We start from the raw sequence: 19741 nt of genomic DNA, 5'->3' as shown, positions 1-19741 counted from the left end.
TACAGGATCATGCTATGCAACATAACCTTTTGATTAACGGCGAGCTGGTGGCGGGTGAAGGTGAGAGGGTGCCGGTATTTAATCCTGCCAATGGTGAAGTCATTCTCGAGATAGCGGAAGCTAGCGAAGCGCAGGTCAACGCCACCGTCGAAGCGGCGGATCGGGCATTTGTCAGCTGGAGCCAGACGACGCCGAAAACCCGAGCGGAATGTCTGCTCACGCTGGCCGATACGATTGCCGGGCACGCGGAGTCGCTGGCGAAACTGGAGTCGCTAAACTGCGGTAAGCCGCTGCACTGCGTTATTAACGATGAATTGCCGGCGGTTGCCGATGTGTTTCGCTTTTTTGCAGGGGCGGCGCGCTGTCTGCCGGGCATGGCGGCGGGTGAATATCTGGAAGGTCACACCTCAATGATCCGCCGCGATCCGGTCGGGGTGGTGGCCTCTATCGCGCCGTGGAACTACCCGCTGATGATGGCGGCGTGGAAACTGGCGCCGGCGCTGGCCGCAGGCAACTGTGTGGTGATTAAGCCGTCAGAAATCACCCCGCTGACCGCGCTGACGCTGGCAGAACTGGCAAAAGATATCTTCCCGGCCGGGGTGCTGAATGTCCTGTTTGGCCGCGGGAAAAGCGTCGGCGACCCGCTGACCGGCCACCCGAAAGTGCGCATGGTCTCGCTGACCGGGTCGATTGCTACCGGGGCGCATATTCTCGGTCATACCGCCTCTTCGATTAAACGTACCCATATGGAACTGGGTGGCAAAGCGCCGGTGATTGTCTTTGATGATGCCGATATTGACGCGGTTGTGGAGGGCGTCAGGACCTTCGGTTTTTATAACGCCGGCCAGGACTGTACCGCCGCCTGTCGACTCTATGCCCAGCAAGGGATCTACGATCGGCTGGTGGAGAAACTGGGGGCCGCGGTGGCCAGTCTCAAGGTCGGCCAGCCCGACGACCCGGCGACCGAACTGGGGCCGCTGAGTTCGCAGGCGCACCTGGCGCGGGTCAGCGCCGCCGTTGACGCCGCTCGCGAGCTGGCGCATATCAAGGTTGTGACCGGCGGCAGTCCGGTCCCGGGCAAGGGATACTTCTATCAGCCGACGCTGCTGGCAGGGGCCAGACAGGAGGATGACATCGTCCAGCGCGAAGTGTTTGGTCCGGTGGTCAGCGTGACGGCGTTCAGCGATGAGGATCAGGTGCTGGCATGGGCTAATGACTCGCAGTATGGCCTGGCCTCATCGCTCTGGACCCGTGACGTTGGCAGAGCGCACCGTCTGAGCGCCCGTTTGCAGTACGGCTGCACCTGGGTCAATACCCACTTTATGCTGGTCAGCGAGATGCCGCACGGTGGGCAGAAGCTCTCCGGATACGGTAAGGACATGTCGATGTACGGTCTGGAAGATTATACGGTGGTGCGCCATGTGATGGTAAAACACTAACAACGGTCAGTAGCCAACGGGCCCGTTGGCTACTTTCCGCTGGGGCACTGCGGGCCATTCTTACACATTCATTGTTTGCTGCCCGGTATGGCTGCCGGAGATTATCCGCAAAGCGACATGCCAATCACCGCGTTAACGACGCCAGAGGCCATCAATACGCCGCCGACATGCTCTTCTCTGGCCGTAATCCTGACCCTCATGGCATTCTCCCGGAGGGTGACTTTCTGGTTTGTTTTTTGCCCTTTCTGGCGGCGTAAATCGCCAGCCTGGCGACTGTTTTGTCAGCTGGGATCAACGTTCAAAACGACTTCAATCAAGATAGTCTATTATTTATAATAGGTTATGGTTATTTTTTGGATGAAGTATAACCACTTCATTGCTATACGAGATCTTGAATTCAAGGAGAGTTGACCAATGAAAAGCGAAGAACTGACACGTAAAGCTGAAGAGGATATCTCTGCGCTGATTGCAAAAAAAGTGGCAGAATTGAGGAAGAAAACCGGGCAGGAAGTCTCTGAAATCGAGTTCATTCCTCATGAGACGATGACGGGGCTTGACGGCTATGAAGTGAAAATAAAGCTGATGTGAAAAGCAAAAAGGTCGCTGAGGCGACCTTTTTACCCTTCTTTATGAGGGGGGAGATTGTGACGGTTCAACCGAAGCCCTCCGCCGTGATGGTCTGCGTGGCTCACCTGTGGCTGGTGATTTTAGCGTGAGATGAGCCCGCAGAGGTTAGTGTCCAGGCGATATTAGTGACGAGTTAAGCCATTAAGCGTGTCAGAGTATTTCTTTAATTTTATGATCTTATCTTTCATTACCCAGCTAAGTTCGGCAATCTTATCCCTGATCTCCATCACCTCTTTTTCATTGAGGTTTACAAGATTCGCCGCGGGCCCCGGTACACCTTTTGCCAGGGATTTGTTGGTCTCACAGCGATAACCGTGCGCATACATTACCTCACTCATTTTCTTTTCAAATAAGTTAAGGTTTTCGTAAGTTCGGATATAGCCGGTGATTTCCGGGCTTTCGCCCAGGACCAGGAACTGTGAGGCGATCGCCGGGGTTCTATCCAGATCTATCGGGATCGAATCATCAGGTATGAACGTCGTGACGCCCGCAGCTCCGGCGACAGGTGGCCGCCTGGTGACATCGTAATACCCCCCATCATTCGCAAGCAGGACCGCATGATGGGTGGCGACCATAAAGCAGCCGCGCCATAGATTAACATCCCAACCAGGCTGCATTTTTCCCCCCACTTTTTGGATAGCGGCATCCACATTCCAGTATGAATTCCCCGCGGGGCCGGGGGAGTCAATAACCGGGACAAGGATCGGTTTAGAGAAGGGGTTGATTTGCTCAGCAAATTGCAACAGCCGCGAATCATTCAGCGGCACATGCTCATACAGGGGGTGACTATGCATTATGCAGGGCTCCTTGTGATGGATACAAACAGGCGCGGCGAGGCCGGGATCCTTGGGCGATTAACTCTTAGGGAGTTTTAATGATTATCCTGTTAAATCATGGCACAGGATTCTGTAACAGAACAGGCGGGTCGGCGTCGAATAATCCGTTTTAGACATTGGGTTTTTTGGCATGCTGCTAACGTCCGGGATAGTTACCTCATGCTTACATTAGCAAGCTAATAGTAACAATAGCAGTTATTGTTAAAACAAAAGCGCAATGATATGAGAATATTCTTATACCCCTTCAAGAGCTAAGCCATAGTGAGTGCCGGAGATAAGCGCCGGGTGGGGCGCGCAAAACACCTGTAGTGAGTGACCGGTCGGCGAAGAGACGATGATCAAGATCGGCGGGAACTGACAATCTTTATTGAGCCCCTGCATGCAGTTGCAGGGGTTTTTTGTCTTTCACCCGTTTGTGTCGCCGAAATTCGACTGATGTGGTCAGCGGGAGAGAAGAGAATCAGTGCGGGAGGAAATGCTCGCCCGGAACAGGGGCTGGATGGCGCACAAAGTGAGAATGACAAATAAATTTTTTCTATAATAAATGTAATTTTTGACCAGCGGCACTTCACCCTATCGCTTTGTTTTTTTGGTCGGCAAACTGGACTGGCGGCGTTCGCGAATGTAAGAAACAAGATTGTACGCTGCAATCACCAGCAGTATTAGCGCCACAATAAGCACGATAATTCCGGACATATACCACCTCAAAATAAAATGAGAAAAAGCAAAATCAAACACTCATAACTTGTGATTATGAATGTAAATTCTAATGATGGATAACGCAAATAGTATTTGCAGACGGTAGCATCCTGTTACCGCGAGAAAATGTGCGCGGGGGATAATAAATTCCATATTAAACATTGGCTTAAGTGGCATTCTCTCTGTCTGTTGAAGAACAAAGATTTAAGAAGTATCGCATTTTCCGCTAATAACTAAGTTATCCATACATTATTATTAATTATCTATAGGCATCTGTTTTACACTGGTTTTTAAGGTTTTTCTTATAGGTTCTGTTTATTGAGTGTTGAGGCTCACGGTGCTAAAGCATTCTCTGCATAAAACCGCGCAGATTCATTTGTTTTATTAAATTAAATACCCCCTTAAATTGTAATAAAAAGAAGCTCGCTCGCTTATTCACTTAGCGCAATAAGTATTGTCGCAGATAACGATTATGGCAACTTTGTCTGGCCGCCTCTTTTATTCAGCCGCGGGAAATGTAGATAAAATGTTAAAATAAGCGCCCACCCGCTGCGGATAACCGTGGGCAAGCCGTTTGACATTTGACTTTATATGGCCGCCCATGCGAACATTTGTCATAATTTGTTACTTTGACGTTGATCTTGTTTTGAAAAATATCGCATTTTTCCTGTCAGTGGCCTGCGCCGCGGCAATCCTCTACGGCAATTTGCCTGCTCAGCGCATTAGCGGTTGTGTAAAGCAGGGGGCCAGTGAGGCCGTTTGCGTGGCCGCAGAGTGGGACAATGAAAAAATCAATCTTCTGCCGCAATATAACCCTGACAATATTAAGTCTGTTGCCGTGCAGCGTGAACAGGCTCTGTCTCAGACAGGCGCAGATAATACCGTCGCGATTAAAGCGTAAAAAAGCAGCCCGCAGAGGCTGCTTTTTTAGGTTTCATTGCTGAAAAAATCAGTAAAACCAACCGAAACGAACAGATAACAGGCTGATAAGCGCGAAAGCTGCGCCGACATTAATCAGAATTACGGTTTTGCTGGAAACATCCATAACGCCACCTTTATGAGTAAGCCTCTACAGGTATAGTACGAGGTTAAAGGATGTGCTATCGGACAAGGCTGAATTGGAGGTTTTCCACTGATTAAGTGCGCTATTCATAATATGATTTAGCGAACTCTGACGTTCACCCGATGCGTAAAGAGTCCAGGTCATGATGATGCTTATCAGGGAAGGAATAAGAATGACCCTATACCAAAAAATGCTGATTTTTTACGCAGTTATGGGCTTTATCTGCGCAATTATCAGCTGGTTTTTAACCAAAGAAAGCCGTTTGATTCGCCTGCTGGCCGCACTGCTGATCGGGGCAACCTGGCCGTTTAGTTTCCCCACGGCCTTATTAGTCTCCTTATTCTGAAGGCATAAAATCGTTGGCAACTGCGGCAAGGTGGCTGTATAAAAACACAGTAACCATTGACGGGTAATCTTATGAACGGCTTTTATTCTTCTTTGGCCGGCGCCACCGTGCGCTGGTTCGATCTCCCCGGGCACGGCGAACCGGTGGTCTTTATTCACGGACTGGGCTGCGCTTCCTCCTATGATTATCCGCGAGTGGTGGCCGATCCCGCCTTTTGCGGACGGCGGGCCGTGCTCATCGACCTGCCGGGTTACGGCTATAGCGATAAACCCCGCGCATTTGGCTACAGTACCCGGGAACAGGCGCAGGTCGTTGTGGAACTGCTCGATCATCTGCAGCTTGCGCGCTGCTATCTGTATGGGCACAGCATGGGCGGCAGTATCGCCATCGAAGCCGCTGAGCGACTCGGGGAACGCGTGCTGGCTCTGCTGGTGGCGGAACCCAATCTGTATGCCGGGGGCGGAATGTACAGTCGGGCCATCGCCGGGCAGGCGGAGGCGGATTTTGTCGCTCACGGCTATGCGCAAACGCTGGCGGGCGAAACGTCCGCGTGGGCCGGGTGTCTGCAAAACAGCGCTCCCTGGGCGGTATGGCGCGGCGCCAGCAGCCTGGTCGCCGGGGTCATGCCTTCATGGTTTGCGCGTTTTGCTGCATTATCCTGTCGCAAAGTCCTGATTTACGGCGCCCGCTCCCTTCCGGCCGGGGAGGCAACCGCGGCGCAAGCCGCAGGTATTCCGCTGCTGGTGGTGCCAGATGCGGGGCACTCGATGGCCTGGGAAAATCCCGGCGCGCTGGCTGACAGGGTGGCGGTATTCCTCGACCCGCCCGGGGCAGAAGCCTGACCGGCGATCGTCAGCGCGCGTTGGATCAGAAGAGATCTCCGCGAGCGTGTAGCGCTCCGCACGTTTAAGGTCCGGCCGCGGATGGCATATCTGCCGCTGTCGTGCACGCTAAAACGGCAGTTCGCGCGGGCGGGTTTGCAGCGTTATCCAGCGCAGTTCGGTAAACTCAGCAATGCCTGCGCGCCCGCCGAAGCGCCCGTAGCCAGACGCTTTGCAGCCGCCAAAGGGCATTTGCGCCTCGTCGTGGACGGTGGGGCCATTTAATGTGGCAAATGCCGGTTTGCAGAGCCTGCGCCACGTTCCATGCCCGGGCGCTGTCGCGACTGTATACCGCCGACGAGAGTCCATATTCGCTGTCGTTAGCGACGGCCAGCGCTTCCTGTTCGTCATGTACCCGAATAATGGCTTTCACCGGCCCGAAGGACTCTTCATGCCATATCCGCATCTGGCGGGTGACGCCGTCAAGCAGCGTCGCCGCCATCTGTGTGGAACTGGCTTTGCCGCCGGTTAATAACCGCGCCCCTTTCGCCAGCGCATCGTCAATCAGCGCATTGCAGCGCGCAACGGTTTTCATATCGACAACCGGCCCCATCAGTCCGACGGGCAAGGTTGCCGCGCGGCGGCTAAGCAGGGCGATAAAGGCGTCGGCTATCGCCTCGTCGACGATAATCCGCTCGGTCGACATACAGATTTGCCCGGCGTTGGCAAAAGCGCCGAACACCGCACCCGCCGCGGCCTGTTCGAGGTCGGCATCATCAAGGACCAGCAGCGGGGCTTTGCCACCGAGTTCGAGAACCGCCGGTTTAAGGTACTGACCGCAGGCGCGGGCAATAATGCGACCCACCGGCGTGGATCCGGTAAAATTAACGCGGCGTACCGCCGGGTGGGCAATCAGCGATTCCACCAGCGCCGGAGCATCCGCAGGATCGCAGGTCAGATAGTTCACCACGCCAGCGGGGAACCCCGCCGCCGCCAGAGCGTCGATAATCAGCGCCTGGCTGGCGGGCGATAGCTCGGCCCCCTTGAGGATCACCGTGTTGCCGCAGGCCAGCGGGGTGGCAATGGCGCGGGTCGCCAGGATCAACGGCGCATTCCACGGCGCCATCCCCAGCACTACGCCCGCCCCCTGGCGGACGGCCATTGCCAGACTCCCCGGCACATTCGACGGGATGACCTGGCCCTCTATCTGAGTGGTGAGTGCGGCGGCCTCACGCAGAATATCGGCGGCCAGATGGACGTTAAAACCTGCCCAGTGCGCCGTTGCGCCGGTTTCCGCGGCCATCGCGGCGATAAATTTAGCTTCGCGAAGCCGCATCTGCTCTGCGGCTTCCAGCAGTAACCGACGCCGTTCGCAGGGGGCGGTATCGCGCCAGAGGGGGAATGCGGCGGCCGCGGCTTCGACGCTACGCCGCGCATCGTTGAGGTTAGCCGCCGCGGCCACAGAGGCGGTCTGGGCGCTCAGCGGGTTGCTGCGGCTGAAGGTGGCGCGATCTTCAGCATCGTGCCATTGGCCATGGGTATATAAGTTGCAGTTTATCGTCATCGGGAAGCCTCATTATGCAGCGGTTTTCCGAGTGTACCGGGCAGGGGGCCGGCGCGGTGAGCGCAGGGCGGTTATCGCACGATTTTTTCCCGGTTTTGTATCTGGTTCACAACTTCAGCGTTTCTGGCCTGCGGTTGTGGAATAAATCGCCGAAAACGGGGCTTTCAGCATAACCTGATACCAATTGATTATTTGCCCGCTGCATCATGCTGTGCTGTTATTAGCGTACATATAACAAATTCATAAGGTTTATAACCATGTCTACAGGGAAAACGCTGATTGCGCTGGCACTCAGTACATTACTGCCGGCCGGCGCCGCGTGGGCGGCAAACAGCGATACGCTGGTTTATTGTTCTGAAGCCTCGCCGGAATCCTTTAACCCGCAGATTGCCAGCTCCGGCCCCTCGTTTGTCGCCAGCTCGCAGGTCCTCTATAACCGTCTGATTACCTTTGACCCGGTAAAAAACACGCCGGTTCCGTCGCTGGCCACCGGGTGGACCGTCTCCCCGGATGGAAAAACCTGGACCTTTACCCTGCGTAAAGGGGTGCAGTTCAACAGCAATAAATATTTTAAACCGACCCGCGATTTTAACGCCGATGACGTTATTTTCTCGGTGCTGCGTCAGCAGGATGCGCACCATCCGTATCACAACGTATCGCAGGGTAACTATGAGTATTTTCATGATGTCGGGCTGGATCAACTGATTAAAGAGGTGAAAAAGGTCGATGATTATCACGTCCAGTTCGTGCTGACGGAGCCGAATGCGGCCTTCCTTGCCGACTGGGGGATGGATTTTGCCTCGATACTGTCGGCAGAGTATGGCGAGGCCATGCTGAAGAAAGGTACGCCGGAGTACGTTGATACCTGGCCTATCGGCACCGGCCCGTACGCGCTTCAGCAATATAAAGTCGATTCGCTGATCCGCTATATCGCCAACCCGCACTACTGGGAAGGTGAAGTGCCAACAAAACATCTGATCTTCTCGATCACCCCGAATGTCGAAACGCGTCTGGCGAAGCTGCAGACCAACGAGTGCCAGATCATCCCGGCGCCATCCCCGGTGCAGTTCGCCGTCATTAATGGCAACAAAGATCTGGCGCTCCACTCCGTGGAAGCGCTGAATGTCGGCTATCTGGCGTTTAACACTGAGAAAAAGCCGTTTGATAACGTGCTGGTGCGCCAGGCGCTGAATTACGCCACCGACAAGCAGGCAATTGTCAAAGCGGTGTTTATGGATTCTGGCGTTGTCGCCAAATCACCGCTGCCGGCGAATATGTCTGGCTATAAGTCAGATCTGCCGGATTACGGCTACGATCCGCAAAAGGCCAAAGATCTCCTGAAACAGGCAGGCCTGGAAAAAGGTGCTGAGGTCACCCTGTGGTCGATGCCGGTGCAACGGCCGTATAACCCCAATTCACGCCGTATTGCCGAGATGATTCAGAGTGACTGGAGTAAGGTGGGTATCAAGGCCAAAATCGTAACCTATGAGTGGGGGGAATATCTCTCCGGGATGCGTAAAGGGGAGCATGACAGCGCTCTGTTTGGCTGGATGTCAGACAACGGCGATCCGGACAACTTTGCCGGTACGCTGCTGAGCTGCGATAACATCAAGACCGGCTCCAACGTTGCCCGCTGGTGCGATAAGTCTTACGATGCGCTGGTGAAAAAAGCGATCCAGGTAAGCGACCCACAGGCGCGCGCCAAACTGTACGCTCAGGCGCAGGAGATCTTTTATCAGCAGGCGCCGTGGATTACCCTCGCGAGCGGAAAAACCTTCTACGCCACCCGCAGCAATGTCAGCGGCTATAGCGTGAGCCTGATGGGTAGCGATTTTTCGAAGGTTAAGTTGAACTAAGCCGAAAGGAGAACAGATGGCACATCTGGATGACGTTATTGCCCGCGTAGATGCGGCGATTGCCGAGGGGGTGATTACTCACATGAACGAGCTGCTGGTCGAGCTGAGCGACGATGCTGAGCTGAGTCGCGACGAGCGCTTTACCCAGCAGCAGCGTTTACGTACCACCATTGCGCATCACGGGCGCCAGCATCAGGAAGAGCAGGAGGCGCGTCGCGAGCAGTTGAACAAAGGTGGCGCCATTCTTTGATCTTGCGCGCTAAAACTGGCGCCTGGCTACCAGCCAGGCGCCTGCCACCAGCATGACCGCGCCGCACAGCGGCCCCAGCAGCGCTCGCCACGGCACGCCGTGGGCGCGAATAATATCCATCACCAGCCCGCCGACCAGCTGGCTGGCAATCAGCACCGCGATGGTCGTCGCCGCGCCGACATTCTGATAGCCGCTGATGCTGGCGAAGACAAAGAAAGAGCCCAGCAGGCCCGGAATCAACGTCCACCATTTAATACTGACCGCCAGCTCCTGAAAGCCTGCCGCGCCGTGGCGCAGCAGCAGGATAGTGACAAAAATCACGATTCCGACCAGCGAGTTAAGCAGCATCGCAATCAGGATGGTGGAGGCGGACTGGGTGATCCGCACCATCAGCGTGTTCTGCACCACCAGACCGACCCCGGCGGCGATCAGACAGGCGAGCGTCAGCGACTGATTCATGCGCCGGCATCCGGATCGAGACGATCGTCGAGCTGGAGCTGCATAAAGGTCAGATTCAGCCAGCGGCCGAATTTGGTACCGACCTGCGGCATCTGCCCGGTAGTGACAAAGCCTAGCGTCTCATGCAGATGCAAAGAGGCATGGTTCTGCGCTTCGATGCCGGCGACCATCACGTGCTTGTTCAGCCGACGCGCTTCGTTAATCAGCGCAACCAGCAGGGCGCGGCCCAAACCTTTGCCCTGATGATCGGGATGCACATACACCGAGTGCTCTACGGTGTGGCGGAAGCCGTCAAAGGAGCGCCAGTCCCCGAACGAAGAGTAACCGGTCACCACATTGTCTTCTTCACTTACCAGCACCGGGAAGCCTGCCAGCCGACGGGCTTCAAACCAGGCGATGCGATTATCGGTATCGACGGTTTTGTCATTCCAGATAGCGGCGGTGTGCAGCACCGCGTGGTTGTAGATTTCGGCGATCGCCGCGCAGTCTTGTTTGCAGGCATAACGAATGGACATAGTAAGCCTCAATGTTTGTACACTATAGTAGTACGGTATTATTACAATAATGTACGCAATGCTGTCATCTGTTTTAGCGATAAATTTTAGCGGGCGATGCGGCGAGAGGCGAGTATGGATGGCGGAGGAGCGGTGAGAACGGCTAAGCGGGCTTCGCCGAACGCGGCCTTGTTGGCGATCGATTCATACACTATAGTACTACGCTATGAATACTATTGAAGACAATATCAATCAGCGCATTAGCGCCCGCATTCGCATCGAGCGCGAGTCTCGCGGCTGGTCGCTCAGCGAACTGGCGGAACGGGCGGGGGCCTCACGCGCCATGATCCACAAGATCGAGCGCGGTGAGAGCAGCCCGACGGCATCAATGCTGGGGCGGCTTTCCGGCGCCTTTGGTATCAGCATGTCGACGCTGATCGCCCGGGCGGAAGTGCAGGAGGGCAAGCTGCTGCGCTTTGCGCAGCAGCCGGTGTGGCGCGACCCGCAGAGCCACTATCTGCGGCGTCACGTCTCCCCGCGTAGCGATCTCCCTATCGATCTGGTGCAGGTGGAACTGCCGGCGGGGAGCGATGTGCCGATGCCCGCCGCCTCTTATGCGCTGGCGCGTCAGCTGATCTGGCTGCAGCAGGGCGAGCTGATCTTTGTTGAGGGGTCGACGCGTCATGTGATGCAGGCCGGAGATTGTCTCGAACTGGGGCCGCCAAACGACTGCCGGTTTATCAATGAATCCAGCGCTGCATGCACCTACCTGGTGGTGCGATTAAATCAATCTGCCTCATAATGCCAATGTACAGGGCGCGAATTGCGACTAGCCTCAGTACAGGCCTTTAAAAAGAGGAGTTTGCTATGGCTTTTCATCCGCAACGTCACCGCCGCTGGCTGCTGGCTTCCCGCCCGCACGGCGAGCCGACCGGGGAGAACTTCCGTCTGGAAGAGGCAGAGGTTCCGACGCCCGGTCCCGGACAGGTGCTGCTACGTACCGTTTTCCTCTCTTTAGACCCCTACATGCGCGGTCGCATGAGCGATGCCCCCTCCTATTCGCCTCCCGTTGCGGTTGGCGCGGTGATGGTGGGGGGTACGGTCAGCCGCGTTGAGGCGTCGAATCATGCTGATTTTACCCCCGGTGAATGGGTGCTGGGCCACGGCGGCTGGCAGGACTATGAGCTGTCCGACGGTAGCGGTCTGGTGAAGCTGGGCAAGGATCCTCAGCATCCTTCCTGGGCGCTGGGCGTGCTTGGGATGCCCGGTTTTACCGCCTATATGGGGCTGCTGGATATTGGCCAGCCGAAAGCCGGGGAAACGCTGGTGGTTGCCGCGGCAACCGGGCCGGTGGGCGCCACGGTAGGGCAGATCGCTAAGCTGAAGGGATGCCGGACGGTGGGGATCGCGGGCGGCAGCGAGAAGTGCCGTTACGCGGTGGAAACGCTGGGCTTTGATGTCTGTATCGATCACCGGGCACCGGACTTTGCCGTACAGCTGCTGGAAGCCTGCCCGCAGGGAATTGATATCTATTACGAAAACGTCGGCGGCAAAGTCTTCGATGAAGTGCTGCCGCTGTTGAACACCTCGGCGCGGGTACCGGTGTGCGGCCTGGTCAGCGGCTATAACGCGACCTCGCTGCCGGATGGCCCGGACCGCCTGCCGCTGCTGATGGCGACGCTGCTGAAGAAACGTATCCGTATGCAGGGGTTTATCATCGGCCTGGATTACGGGCATCGCATTGCCGAATTCCAGCAAGAGATGGGGCGCTGGGTGCAGGAAGGCAAAATCAAATACCGCGAGCAGCTCGTTGAGGGCCTCGAAAATGCGCCACAGACGCTGATTGGCCTGCTGAAGGGAGAGAATTTCGGCAAAGTGGTCATCCGCGTTTCTCCTGACGAATAACAAACGCTGCCCCCGGTCGCGCTGCGCTGACCGGGGGCGACGCCCCGGACGGTAGCCCGCATCACGCGCAAGCGCTATCCGCGCTTCCCCTTATCGCATCCCGCTATCAACTGTCCCCGAATCAACTCTTTGGGCTTATCCCGCACGTTAATATGTCGCTCAAATGGCTCATATTCCAGCGCTATTCGGATTTTTCTGGCGCGATCTGAGATGCAATATTGAATTTTTAATGGACATTTAATTACAAAATATTACATTCAATGTCGCAACATTTCAAAAAAAGGAGTTTTTGATGTCGATGCCAATATCTGTCTGGCGCAGCGGTTGTGTTGCGGTTGCGCTGCTACTTATACCGCTGGCGCTCTCAGCGGCCCCCTTGAGCCCCGCTGATCAGAACGCCATTGAGCAATAGCAAAAGGCTTTGCTGGACCGCACGGAGCAACAGCGGGAGGCCTTACGAAATAGCACACCCATCCTGCCCGCCCCCGCCAGTCGTCAGTTGCCTGACGAAGGGCCATGCTTTACGGTCAGGCAAATCCAGCTGCACGGAAGTACGGTCCTGCCTCATCATACGAAGAGGGCGTTGGTGAGGGTGCCGGCCAAAGGGTGTATGACCCTGCAGGAAATCCAGCTACGCGTTCGCGATATCACCCAGGCCTATCTCTCCCGTGGTTTCATTACCTCCCGTGCCTGGCTACCGGAACAGGATATTTCAGGGGGCCTCCTGCTGATTGAGGTCACGGAAGGAAGAGTGGAAACCATCACTCTTGATGGCAACTACGATACTGACCTCAGGATGGCTTTTCCGCAGGCCGAAGGTCAGATTCTGAATCTGCGGGACCTTGAGCAGGGACTTGACCAGCTTAATCGCCTGCACTCCAGGGCCCTGACCATAGATATTCTTCCCGGGAGCAGAGAGGGGTTTTCCCGGGTAGCGCTGATCGCGACTGATCATCATTTACCGGTGAGCCTGAGCTTAGGGGCTGATAATAGCGGGCAAAAAAGTACCGGCAGCAGACAGATGAATGCCCAACTGACCGTAGATAATCCGCTCAGCCTGGCGGATCAATGGATGCTATCCGCAGGCAGGGACAGCGAGTTTCATCATGACCGCCGCAGTCGTAACCTTCAGGCCGGAGTCACAGTACCTTACGGATACTGGCTGTTCAGCGCGCAATACGGCTGGTCCGATTTTTATCAAACGTTATCGGTTGGCGATTCGGGCTCTCGCTGGCGGTACGACGGGACCGTCCGGACTCAGCGTCTGGCGGTTAGCCGAACGCTATGGCGTGACGGGAAACAGCGGATGGCGGCGGATATGGCCTTTTCTCGCCGGGAAACCGAGAATCGCCTGGGAGACGTACGTCTCGGTGTCAGCAGTCCAACGCTGACCAGCGTAATAGCCGGGCTCAGCTACAGTCGTACTCTCGGTAATGGCTACCTGACGGTCGGCCCATCGCTTTCACATGGCCTGAGCCTCGCCGGGGCCACCCGCAACGACCCCGCTCATCCTGAGCTACCGCGCAGTGAATTCCGCCGCTTTAGCCTGAGCGCCAGCTGGTTTTATCCCCTCACGCCCTCTTTGTACTGGCTGACGTCCGCATACGGACAAACCACGCCCGATCGCCTTTACGCCAGCGAGCAGCTGTCCGTTGGCGGGCAGTACTCGGTCAGAGGATTTAAAGAACAGTATCTCAGCGGCAACCGCGGCGGCTACTGGCGCAATGAACTGACATGGCAATGGATGACCATTCCCGGTGTGGGAACGTTGTCGGCCACGGGCGCGCTGGATGCCGGGCATGTGGTGAGCCAGAAAGGGATAACCGATGGCGGCTCGCTGGCGGGGACCTCTCTCGGACTGGAGCTGGCGGGCCGCTGGTTCAGCCAGTCTTTGACCGTTGCCATGCCGCTATCGTATCCCGACCGACTTAACCCGGATAAACAGGTGGTTTACTGGCAGGCCACCGTCTCACTTTAACTGCCGGCACACAGCAGGGGCCCTTTGGCTCCATAATAAAAGGATGTTCAGATATGGATAAGCTTGCCCATCCGCTGGCCAGGGGCGCCAGCTGGCTGTTGATCTACCTTACCGCCGTTCAGCCTTTACATCCCGCGATTGCCGCCGGCATCGTTGCAGCTAACGGGAATACTCAGGTTGTCATCAAGCCCGGTAACGTACCGGTGGTGAATATCGCCACGCCAAACGGTGCCGGCATTTCACATAACACCTATCAGGATTTCAACGTGGGGGCCCCCGGTGCCGTGTTAAATAACGCGACGCAGGGCGGAAAAACCCAGCTGGGCGTCACCATTGACAACGGTAACAGCAGATTAAAAGGCAAACCGGCTGAACTCATTATCAACGAGGTGACCAGCGGCAATCGCTCAGAGTTAAAAGGTAAGCTGGAAGTGTTTGGTAATAAAGCTGGCGTAATGATAGCCAACCCGAACGGTATCACCTGTGACGGATGCGGGTTTATCAATACGCCTTCGGTGACCCTGACCACCGGCAAGCCGCAGTTTGATAAACAAGGGGCGCTGGATGCATTAGCCGTTAAGAAAGGCTCGGTGATTATCGGCAGCAACGGCCTTGACGGAAACAGCGCGGAGTATGTTGATATTATCAGCCGGGCAACCGAGCTGAATGGAAAAATTAACGCAAAAACGTTGACCCTGACCCAGGGGGCGAACCAGGTCAGCTTTAAGGATGGCACGGTAAAACCCATTACCGGCGAGGGCGCAAAGCCTCAGCTTGCTGTCGATACGAAGGCGCTGGGCGGCATGTACGCCGGAAAAATCCGCCTTGTCGCCACTGAGGACGGCGTCGGGGTCAACCTGAATAGCGTTACCTCAACCCAGCGGGATATTTCCCTGACGACGGCCGGGAAAATCACCCTCAGCAATGTTAAAGCACAGACAGACCTGAACGTCAGCGGCCGGGAGATCGTCACGCCCGCCGGCAGCAGCGTACGGGCAGAGCGCGATATGACGCTGGCGGCCACCACCGTGGATAACCGCAGCAATACCACCGCCCACGGGGATATGCGGGTGTTTGCCTCCACGGTGCGTAACACCGGCGAGGGCGCGGCCCTGCACAGTAACAACAATCTGTGGATACAGAAGGATGCGCAGGGTAATAAAGCGACCCTGGTGGAGAACCGTTCTGCACGTATTCAGACCAATACCGGTGATTTGGTGATACGCACCGACAGGCTCGATAATGTGCGAAATGAGGTCAGTACGGGCTGGAAAACAATTTCAGGCAACTCCAAAGCATTTAATAAATCTTTCGTCGGGAGTTATTACGGTACACGACAGGGGGTGGATGCTGTAGTGAGGCTGGAGCCTGAGTTGCAAATTCCCGAGCTGGGAAGCTGGTTCGGCGAAATAAATCTTTCGAAAGGCGATAAGGTTAATGTGGGCCGCGAAGAATATGTGATTGTGAAATCTCAGGGTCCGGGAGTGATTAGTTCAGGTAACAACGCATATATCAATGCGATTTCACTATGGAACGATCAATCCAGTATAAAAGCGGGAAAGGATTTGATCCTGACAGGGAAGAATTTAACCGTAAAAAGTCTCGCACTGGGTCAGAAAGATCGGTACTGGAGTTTAGGAACAAACACTTTTGGCGTGGGGGACTTTGTCCGTGATGAGGATGCACCTCCTGGCGACTGGGATTTATTGTACGTCACAGAAAAAGCGCCCTATACCAGACAGCAAGAGTTATTCACATGGCAGCCAAAGGGATATCAGTCATCCTTGCTTAGCGCAGGCAATAATCTGGTAGCAGATTTCGCTGATCGTATCGAAAGTAATGAACCTTATGATACCAGTGTGCAGTATTCCGGTGTGATGTCGCGCCCGGATACCATTACGGCGAAAAACATTTTCCTGCATGCAGGGCAAATTATCACCACCGATGTGATGAAAGCCGCCGGAGACATCACCCTTCAGTCAGAAAAAGGTATCAAGGTCGCACTGGCTCTGTTGACGGCCGGGAAGGATCTCTCCGTAGTGGCGGACGGAGCGGTGGACTCATGGCAGAGTGAACTTAAGGGGCAGAATATCACTCTCGTCAGCCGTACTGGCGACGTGAACTCGCACACCAGTGAACAGCCGAACTATTTCCATGCAGATGGCATGCGATGGCTGGGTAGTCTGGAAGCCTCACGTGATTTGTCCGTGACCGCGGGGGGTAATATTCTGCTCAGGAACACCCGTTTCCCGGTCCTGAGCCAGAACATTTCTCTGGTTGCGAATGGTAATATCACCCTGGATAAAAATGAAGCGATGCTGGACCATGAGCGCACGGGCGTTGTCCTGACCCAGGCCCGCAAACAGGAACTGTTTAACCGGATGCTGCCCGGAGAGCCGCTGCGTGCTTCCGGGGATATCACACTAAGCAGTGGAAAGTACTTAATTCTGAGAGGTATTCAGGCTGAAGCCGGCGGGAACATAAACATGACCGCTGGCGTGCATGCTGATATGAATATGCGCACCCTGAGCGGCCGGTTCAGTCCATACTTTGCTGAAAACCGCACGCCTGAATTGCGCAGTTCACTGACCGCGGGAAAAGATATCCTCATTAATGCTGCTGCGGATATTGCATTGCCTGGCGCCAGTGTTATAGCCGGAAATAAAACTACCCTGCAGGCCGGGAAAAATATCTGGCTAGGCGCTTATGGCTATGGAGTAACGGATAGTCAGAACGATAACAATCGCGATGAGCTTAATGTGCTTACCTACCTGCGCGGGGCGCGGGCACTTACGCTGGCGGCAAACGAAAGTATCCTGGCCGACGGCAGTACCCTGACATCGAACGGTAATATCACGCTGACCTCCGGCGGAAATATGCAATTTCAGTCCGCGCGGGGGACCGTTTATCGGGAGTCCGGGAACACCTGGACGGAGACCGTCAGCCAGACCGGAGTGACGCTGAATGCGGGCGGTGCCCTGACGGTGATTTCTGGCGGCAGTATCCTGTTCCAGGCATCGCGCCTGCTGGCGAAAGGCGCGATGGACGTGGCGGCGAAAGGCGGCTGGCTATATGCCCAGGCGATGGAAGAGTCCAGTCATTATGAGAAACAAACCACCAAACGGAAATGGTGGGGGCAGAAAACCACGGTTAAGCAGACAAAGCATACGATCACCAATCGGGTGACTGAGTTTACCGCCGGAGGCAATCTTAACCTGCTGAGTCGCGATGACAGTACCTATGAAGCCAGTAAAATCGAGGCGGGGAAAAATGCGACGCTGACCAGCACCAACGGGAAAGTTAATTTCCTGGCGGTGAAGAATACGACCTTCGAGCAGACCGTCAGCACCTCGAAAGGCTTTTATATTAAACAGGCAAATAAGGGCTACAGCGAAGGGAAATGGGTCCTGCCTTCCGTTTACGCCGGCGGTAAGCTGACGGTGGACGCGGCAAACGGTATCAGTGCTGATGTTAAAACCAAAAATGGTCAGGCGCTGCAGGGAGCCATTACCGCATTGAGCGTTCAGCCGGGTACCGAATGGCTAAAAGGGCTGAACACCCGCAATGACGTGCAGTGGAATGTGGTCAAGGATGCTTACGACAGCTGGAACTATAAAAGCCAGAGCCTGAATCCGGCCGTTGCCGCGGTGATTGCGATAGCCGCTGCTGCAGTGACTGCCGGAACGGGGCTCGCTGCTTTGGCTGGAAGCGGCGCGATTACGGCAACCGGCGTTACGGGCGCAACGGCTTCCGCGGCAGTGTATGGCTCAGCCTATGCAGGTATGACATCCCTGGTTTCCCAGGCGGCGGTTGCGCTGGTTGAAAATCAGGGCAATCTGTCAAAAACCCTGTCGGCACTGGGAAGCAGCAGTTCGGTCAAATCTCTGGCCACCTCCATGGCTATCGGCGGGGCGCTGGCCGGATTCGATGAGGTGATGAACGTCAGCGTGGCGCCGGACAAGACGCGCCTGCCGGCTCTGGTGAAGAATGAGGGATGGAGCAAGGTTGTCCAGCGCGTGGCCGGGCAGTCGGTTATCAGTTCCAGCCTGAACACCGGCATCAATGGTGGCAGCTTCAAGGACAATCTGGTCAATGCGCTGTTATCAAATATTGGTAATCAGGTTCAGGCTGAAGGGGCCGGGCTGATTGGGGATAACGGTGAAGTGTTAGGCGTGGCCGGGAAATCGGTCAGCCATGCTGTGCTGGCGGGCATCAGCGCGGAAATTGGGCAGGGGGACGGGAAAGGAGCGGCCGCTGGCGCCCTGGCGGCGGAGCTGGCCGGCGTCATCATGCAAAGTTCGTTGTTCGAACCCGCTAATCTGAATGAGCAAGAGCGCCAGTTGCAGCGTCTGCAGGAAGCACTAAACGGTAACGAGGCAAAAGAGCAAACGGCCCGCGTGATTGGCGCGTTGACCGGTGCGTTGACCACGCATACGCCCGAAGGCGCGTATAGCGGTGCAGACAGTGCGCAAAATGTTTACCGTTACAATATGACGGAGCATATGCTGCAACAGTATGCTCTGGATAATCAGCGGGATATTCTGGCGGCAGATAAAGGGGATAAGGAAGCAGCTAAACGCGTTCAGGCCCGGAGGGAAGCGGCGATTATCGTGGCTGCTGCCAGCGGTGGAGGTATGGCCCTGACCGCAGGTGGGATGACCCTGGTAGGTGCGGCCCCCGAGCTGGTTCTGGCGGCAAGATTGGTCATCGCTAGTTGTAAAACAAATCCTGCGCTTTGCCTGAATCAGGCGGGTATTTATGCGGCAGATATTGTGGCACCAGAGGCTATCATTGGTACAGGCGCTGTAACGACCGGCAGCACATTGATTCTGGGTAAAACCGCAGATAGCATGAAGAAGCTGGGTCGACAGTTGGTGAACGTTTTTGATGAGTTTAACCAAACAAAAAGGTTCAATACTCAGTCTGTTGCCAGTTTTATCAAAGGAGAAACAGCCGCCGGGACGAATCTTTCTACGAAAACGGCAGATTATGTCCGCGATATTCAGAAAACCAATACTGACCAGTTAGTTAAAGTGTTTGATCCAAAACAGAGTAGCGATAAGCTCAATGTGTTCGGGAAGGAGTTTGCGCAGGTATTTGGAGTCGGTGGGAGTAATAAATCAGGAACGGCCAAAGTCTTTGCGACCGAAAAACTATCTGATAGGGAAATCATTGACTATGCACAATCTCTGGCAGGCGCAGTTCCCCTTGTGGAGAAAAGAACACCTACAGGGATCATCTATGTTGCAAAAAAAGATGGTGTAGTAATCAACCTGAGAGAGTATTCAGATAGTAAGAAAGATACCAAAGCGCGCTGGACGATTGATATAATAAACGTAGAGAGTATTAATAAAGCTACAGGAAAGAGTTCTATCGATCGAGTAGAGGTTAAATTAAAATAAGG

General features: G+C 55.3%; 16 protein-coding genes and 1 pseudogene. 11 read left to right on the top strand and 6 right to left on the bottom strand.

What is annotated here, in order from left to right; translation table 11 throughout:
- Window positions 1-14 precede the first annotated feature (14 nt).
- Both patD and ACI2JR_RS00745 read left to right on the top strand, forming a co-directional pair.
- Window positions 15-1439 (top strand): aminobutyraldehyde dehydrogenase, encoded by a 1425-nt coding sequence (gene patD, locus ACI2JR_RS00750; protein WP_462477589.1) that lies wholly within the window; start codon window positions 15-17, stop codon window positions 1437-1439.
- A gap of 414 nt (window positions 1440-1853) precedes the next feature.
- Window positions 1854-2027, top strand: coding sequence for a GnsA/GnsB family addiction module toxin (locus ACI2JR_RS00745; RefSeq protein WP_132730872.1), 174 nt, complete (start codon window positions 1854-1856; stop codon window positions 2025-2027).
- Between the two features lie 161 nt (window positions 2028-2188).
- On the opposite strand, the gene ACI2JR_RS00740 is transcribed toward ACI2JR_RS00745, so the two are convergent.
- The gene (locus tag ACI2JR_RS00740) at window positions 2189-2860 is read right to left on the bottom strand and encodes a hypothetical protein (RefSeq protein ID WP_132730873.1); all 672 of its coding nucleotides are present in this window, start codon (window positions 2858-2860) and stop codon (window positions 2189-2191) included.
- A 615-nt stretch (window positions 2861-3475) separates the two neighbouring features.
- Entirely contained in the window at window positions 3476-3598 is a 123-nt protein-coding gene (locus tag ACI2JR_RS00735) for a small membrane protein (protein ID WP_165905756.1), read from the bottom strand.
- 604 nt (window positions 3599-4202) lie between these two features.
- On the opposite strand from ACI2JR_RS00735, the gene ACI2JR_RS00730 reads away from it, so the two are divergent.
- Complete coding sequence (locus tag ACI2JR_RS00730; RefSeq protein ID WP_462477588.1) at window positions 4203-4502, top strand: hypothetical protein; 300 nt, start codon at window positions 4203-4205, stop codon at window positions 4500-4502.
- 48 nt (window positions 4503-4550) lie between these two features.
- On the opposite strand, the gene yncL is transcribed toward ACI2JR_RS00730, so the two are convergent.
- Window positions 4551-4646, bottom strand: a complete 96-nt coding sequence (gene yncL, locus ACI2JR_RS00725; protein ID WP_071844919.1) for a stress response membrane protein YncL — start codon at window positions 4644-4646, stop codon at window positions 4551-4553.
- A 190-nt stretch (window positions 4647-4836) separates the two neighbouring features.
- On the opposite strand from yncL, the gene ACI2JR_RS00720 reads away from it, so the two are divergent.
- Both ACI2JR_RS00720 and ACI2JR_RS00715 read left to right on the top strand, forming a co-directional pair.
- Window positions 4837-5010 (top strand): GhoT/OrtT family toxin, encoded by a 174-nt coding sequence (locus tag ACI2JR_RS00720; RefSeq protein ID WP_132731002.1) that lies wholly within the window; start codon window positions 4837-4839, stop codon window positions 5008-5010.
- Window positions 5011-5081: 71 nt separating this feature from the next.
- Window positions 5082-5852 (top strand): alpha/beta fold hydrolase, encoded by a 771-nt coding sequence (locus ACI2JR_RS00715; RefSeq protein WP_132730875.1) that lies wholly within the window; start codon window positions 5082-5084, stop codon window positions 5850-5852.
- Between the two features lie 108 nt (window positions 5853-5960).
- Here the strand turns inward: ACI2JR_RS00715 and ACI2JR_RS00710 are convergent.
- A pseudogene (locus tag ACI2JR_RS00710) lies at window positions 5961-7395 on the bottom strand (aldehyde dehydrogenase).
- A 257-nt stretch (window positions 7396-7652) separates the two neighbouring features.
- Between ACI2JR_RS00710 and ACI2JR_RS00705 the strand changes: the two are divergent.
- Together ACI2JR_RS00705 and ACI2JR_RS00700 are read left to right on the top strand one after the other, a co-directional pair.
- Window positions 7653-9251: an ABC transporter substrate-binding protein gene (locus ACI2JR_RS00705; RefSeq protein ID WP_462477587.1), complete on the top strand. Its 1599-nt coding sequence runs from the start codon at window positions 7653-7655 to the stop codon at window positions 9249-9251.
- 16 nt (window positions 9252-9267) lie between these two features.
- Complete coding sequence (locus ACI2JR_RS00700) at window positions 9268-9501, top strand: YdcY family protein (protein WP_132730878.1); 234 nt, start codon at window positions 9268-9270, stop codon at window positions 9499-9501.
- Between the two features lie 9 nt (window positions 9502-9510).
- Here the strand turns inward: ACI2JR_RS00700 and ACI2JR_RS00695 are convergent, their stop codons facing one another.
- Window positions 9511-9960 carry a DMT family transporter gene (locus ACI2JR_RS00695; RefSeq protein WP_132730879.1) on the bottom strand — a complete coding sequence of 150 codons (450 nt, stop codon included), beginning with the start codon at window positions 9958-9960 and terminating at the stop codon, window positions 9511-9513.
- Window positions 9957-10475, bottom strand: coding sequence for a GNAT family N-acetyltransferase (locus tag ACI2JR_RS00690; protein ID WP_462477586.1), 519 nt, complete (start codon window positions 10473-10475; stop codon window positions 9957-9959). Before ACI2JR_RS00690 ends, ACI2JR_RS00695 begins: the two co-directional genes overlap by 4 nt.
- A gap of 205 nt (window positions 10476-10680) precedes the next feature.
- On the opposite strand from ACI2JR_RS00690, the gene ACI2JR_RS00685 reads away from it, so the two are divergent.
- From ACI2JR_RS00685 to ACI2JR_RS00670, 4 genes are all read left to right on the top strand, one after another.
- The gene (locus ACI2JR_RS00685; protein WP_462477585.1) at window positions 10681-11256 is read left to right on the top strand and encodes a helix-turn-helix domain-containing protein; all 576 of its coding nucleotides are present in this window, start codon (window positions 10681-10683) and stop codon (window positions 11254-11256) included.
- 65 nt (window positions 11257-11321) lie between these two features.
- Complete coding sequence (locus tag ACI2JR_RS00680) at window positions 11322-12359, top strand: NADP-dependent oxidoreductase (protein ID WP_132730882.1); 1038 nt, start codon at window positions 11322-11324, stop codon at window positions 12357-12359.
- A gap of 421 nt (window positions 12360-12780) precedes the next feature.
- Window positions 12781-14337, top strand: coding sequence for a ShlB/FhaC/HecB family hemolysin secretion/activation protein (locus ACI2JR_RS00675; protein WP_462477584.1), 1557 nt, complete (start codon window positions 12781-12783; stop codon window positions 14335-14337).
- 53 nt (window positions 14338-14390) lie between these two features.
- Window positions 14391-19739 (top strand): DUF637 domain-containing protein, encoded by a 5349-nt coding sequence (locus ACI2JR_RS00670; RefSeq protein WP_462477583.1) that lies wholly within the window; start codon window positions 14391-14393, stop codon window positions 19737-19739.
- Window positions 19740-19741: the final 2 nt, after the last annotated feature.

Source organism: Klebsiella sp. NPDC088457 (assembly GCF_044900465.1).
Taxonomy (GTDB): Bacteria; Pseudomonadota; Gammaproteobacteria; order Enterobacterales; family Enterobacteriaceae; genus Klebsiella.
The sequence above is the reverse complement of the archived record's forward strand: the minus strand, read 5'-3'. Positions and strand labels throughout refer to the sequence as shown.

What these genes read in the sequence shown, in the direction of transcription:
- patD (WP_462477589.1), top strand. Translation starts at nt 15, where the DNA reads ATGCAACATAACCTTTTGATTAACGGCGAGCTGGTGGCGGGTGAAGGT.
- ACI2JR_RS00745 (WP_132730872.1), top strand. Translation starts at nt 1,854, where the DNA reads ATGAAAAGCGAAGAACTGACACGTAAAGCTGAAGAGGATATCTCTGCG.
- ACI2JR_RS00740 (WP_132730873.1), bottom strand. Translation starts at nt 2,860, where the DNA reads ATGCATAGTCACCCCCTGTATGAGCATGTGCCGCTGAATGATTCGCGG.
- ACI2JR_RS00735 (WP_165905756.1), bottom strand. Translation starts at nt 3,598, where the DNA reads ATGTCCGGAATTATCGTGCTTATTGTGGCGCTAATACTGCTGGTGATT.
- ACI2JR_RS00730 (WP_462477588.1), top strand. Translation starts at nt 4,203, where the DNA reads ATGCGAACATTTGTCATAATTTGTTACTTTGACGTTGATCTTGTTTTG.
- yncL (WP_071844919.1), bottom strand. Translation starts at nt 4,646, where the DNA reads ATGGATGTTTCCAGCAAAACCGTAATTCTGATTAATGTCGGCGCAGCT.
- ACI2JR_RS00720 (WP_132731002.1), top strand. Translation starts at nt 4,837, where the DNA reads ATGACCCTATACCAAAAAATGCTGATTTTTTACGCAGTTATGGGCTTT.
- ACI2JR_RS00715 (WP_132730875.1), top strand. Translation starts at nt 5,082, where the DNA reads ATGAACGGCTTTTATTCTTCTTTGGCCGGCGCCACCGTGCGCTGGTTC.
- ACI2JR_RS00705 (WP_462477587.1), top strand. Translation starts at nt 7,653, where the DNA reads ATGTCTACAGGGAAAACGCTGATTGCGCTGGCACTCAGTACATTACTG.
- ACI2JR_RS00700 (WP_132730878.1), top strand. Translation starts at nt 9,268, where the DNA reads ATGGCACATCTGGATGACGTTATTGCCCGCGTAGATGCGGCGATTGCC.
- ACI2JR_RS00695 (WP_132730879.1), bottom strand. Translation starts at nt 9,960, where the DNA reads ATGAATCAGTCGCTGACGCTCGCCTGTCTGATCGCCGCCGGGGTCGGT.
- ACI2JR_RS00690 (WP_462477586.1), bottom strand. Translation starts at nt 10,475, where the DNA reads ATGTCCATTCGTTATGCCTGCAAACAAGACTGCGCGGCGATCGCCGAA.
- ACI2JR_RS00685 (WP_462477585.1), top strand. Translation starts at nt 10,681, where the DNA reads ATGAATACTATTGAAGACAATATCAATCAGCGCATTAGCGCCCGCATT.
- ACI2JR_RS00680 (WP_132730882.1), top strand. Translation starts at nt 11,322, where the DNA reads ATGGCTTTTCATCCGCAACGTCACCGCCGCTGGCTGCTGGCTTCCCGC.
- ACI2JR_RS00670 (WP_462477583.1), top strand. Translation starts at nt 14,391, where the DNA reads ATGGATAAGCTTGCCCATCCGCTGGCCAGGGGCGCCAGCTGGCTGTTG.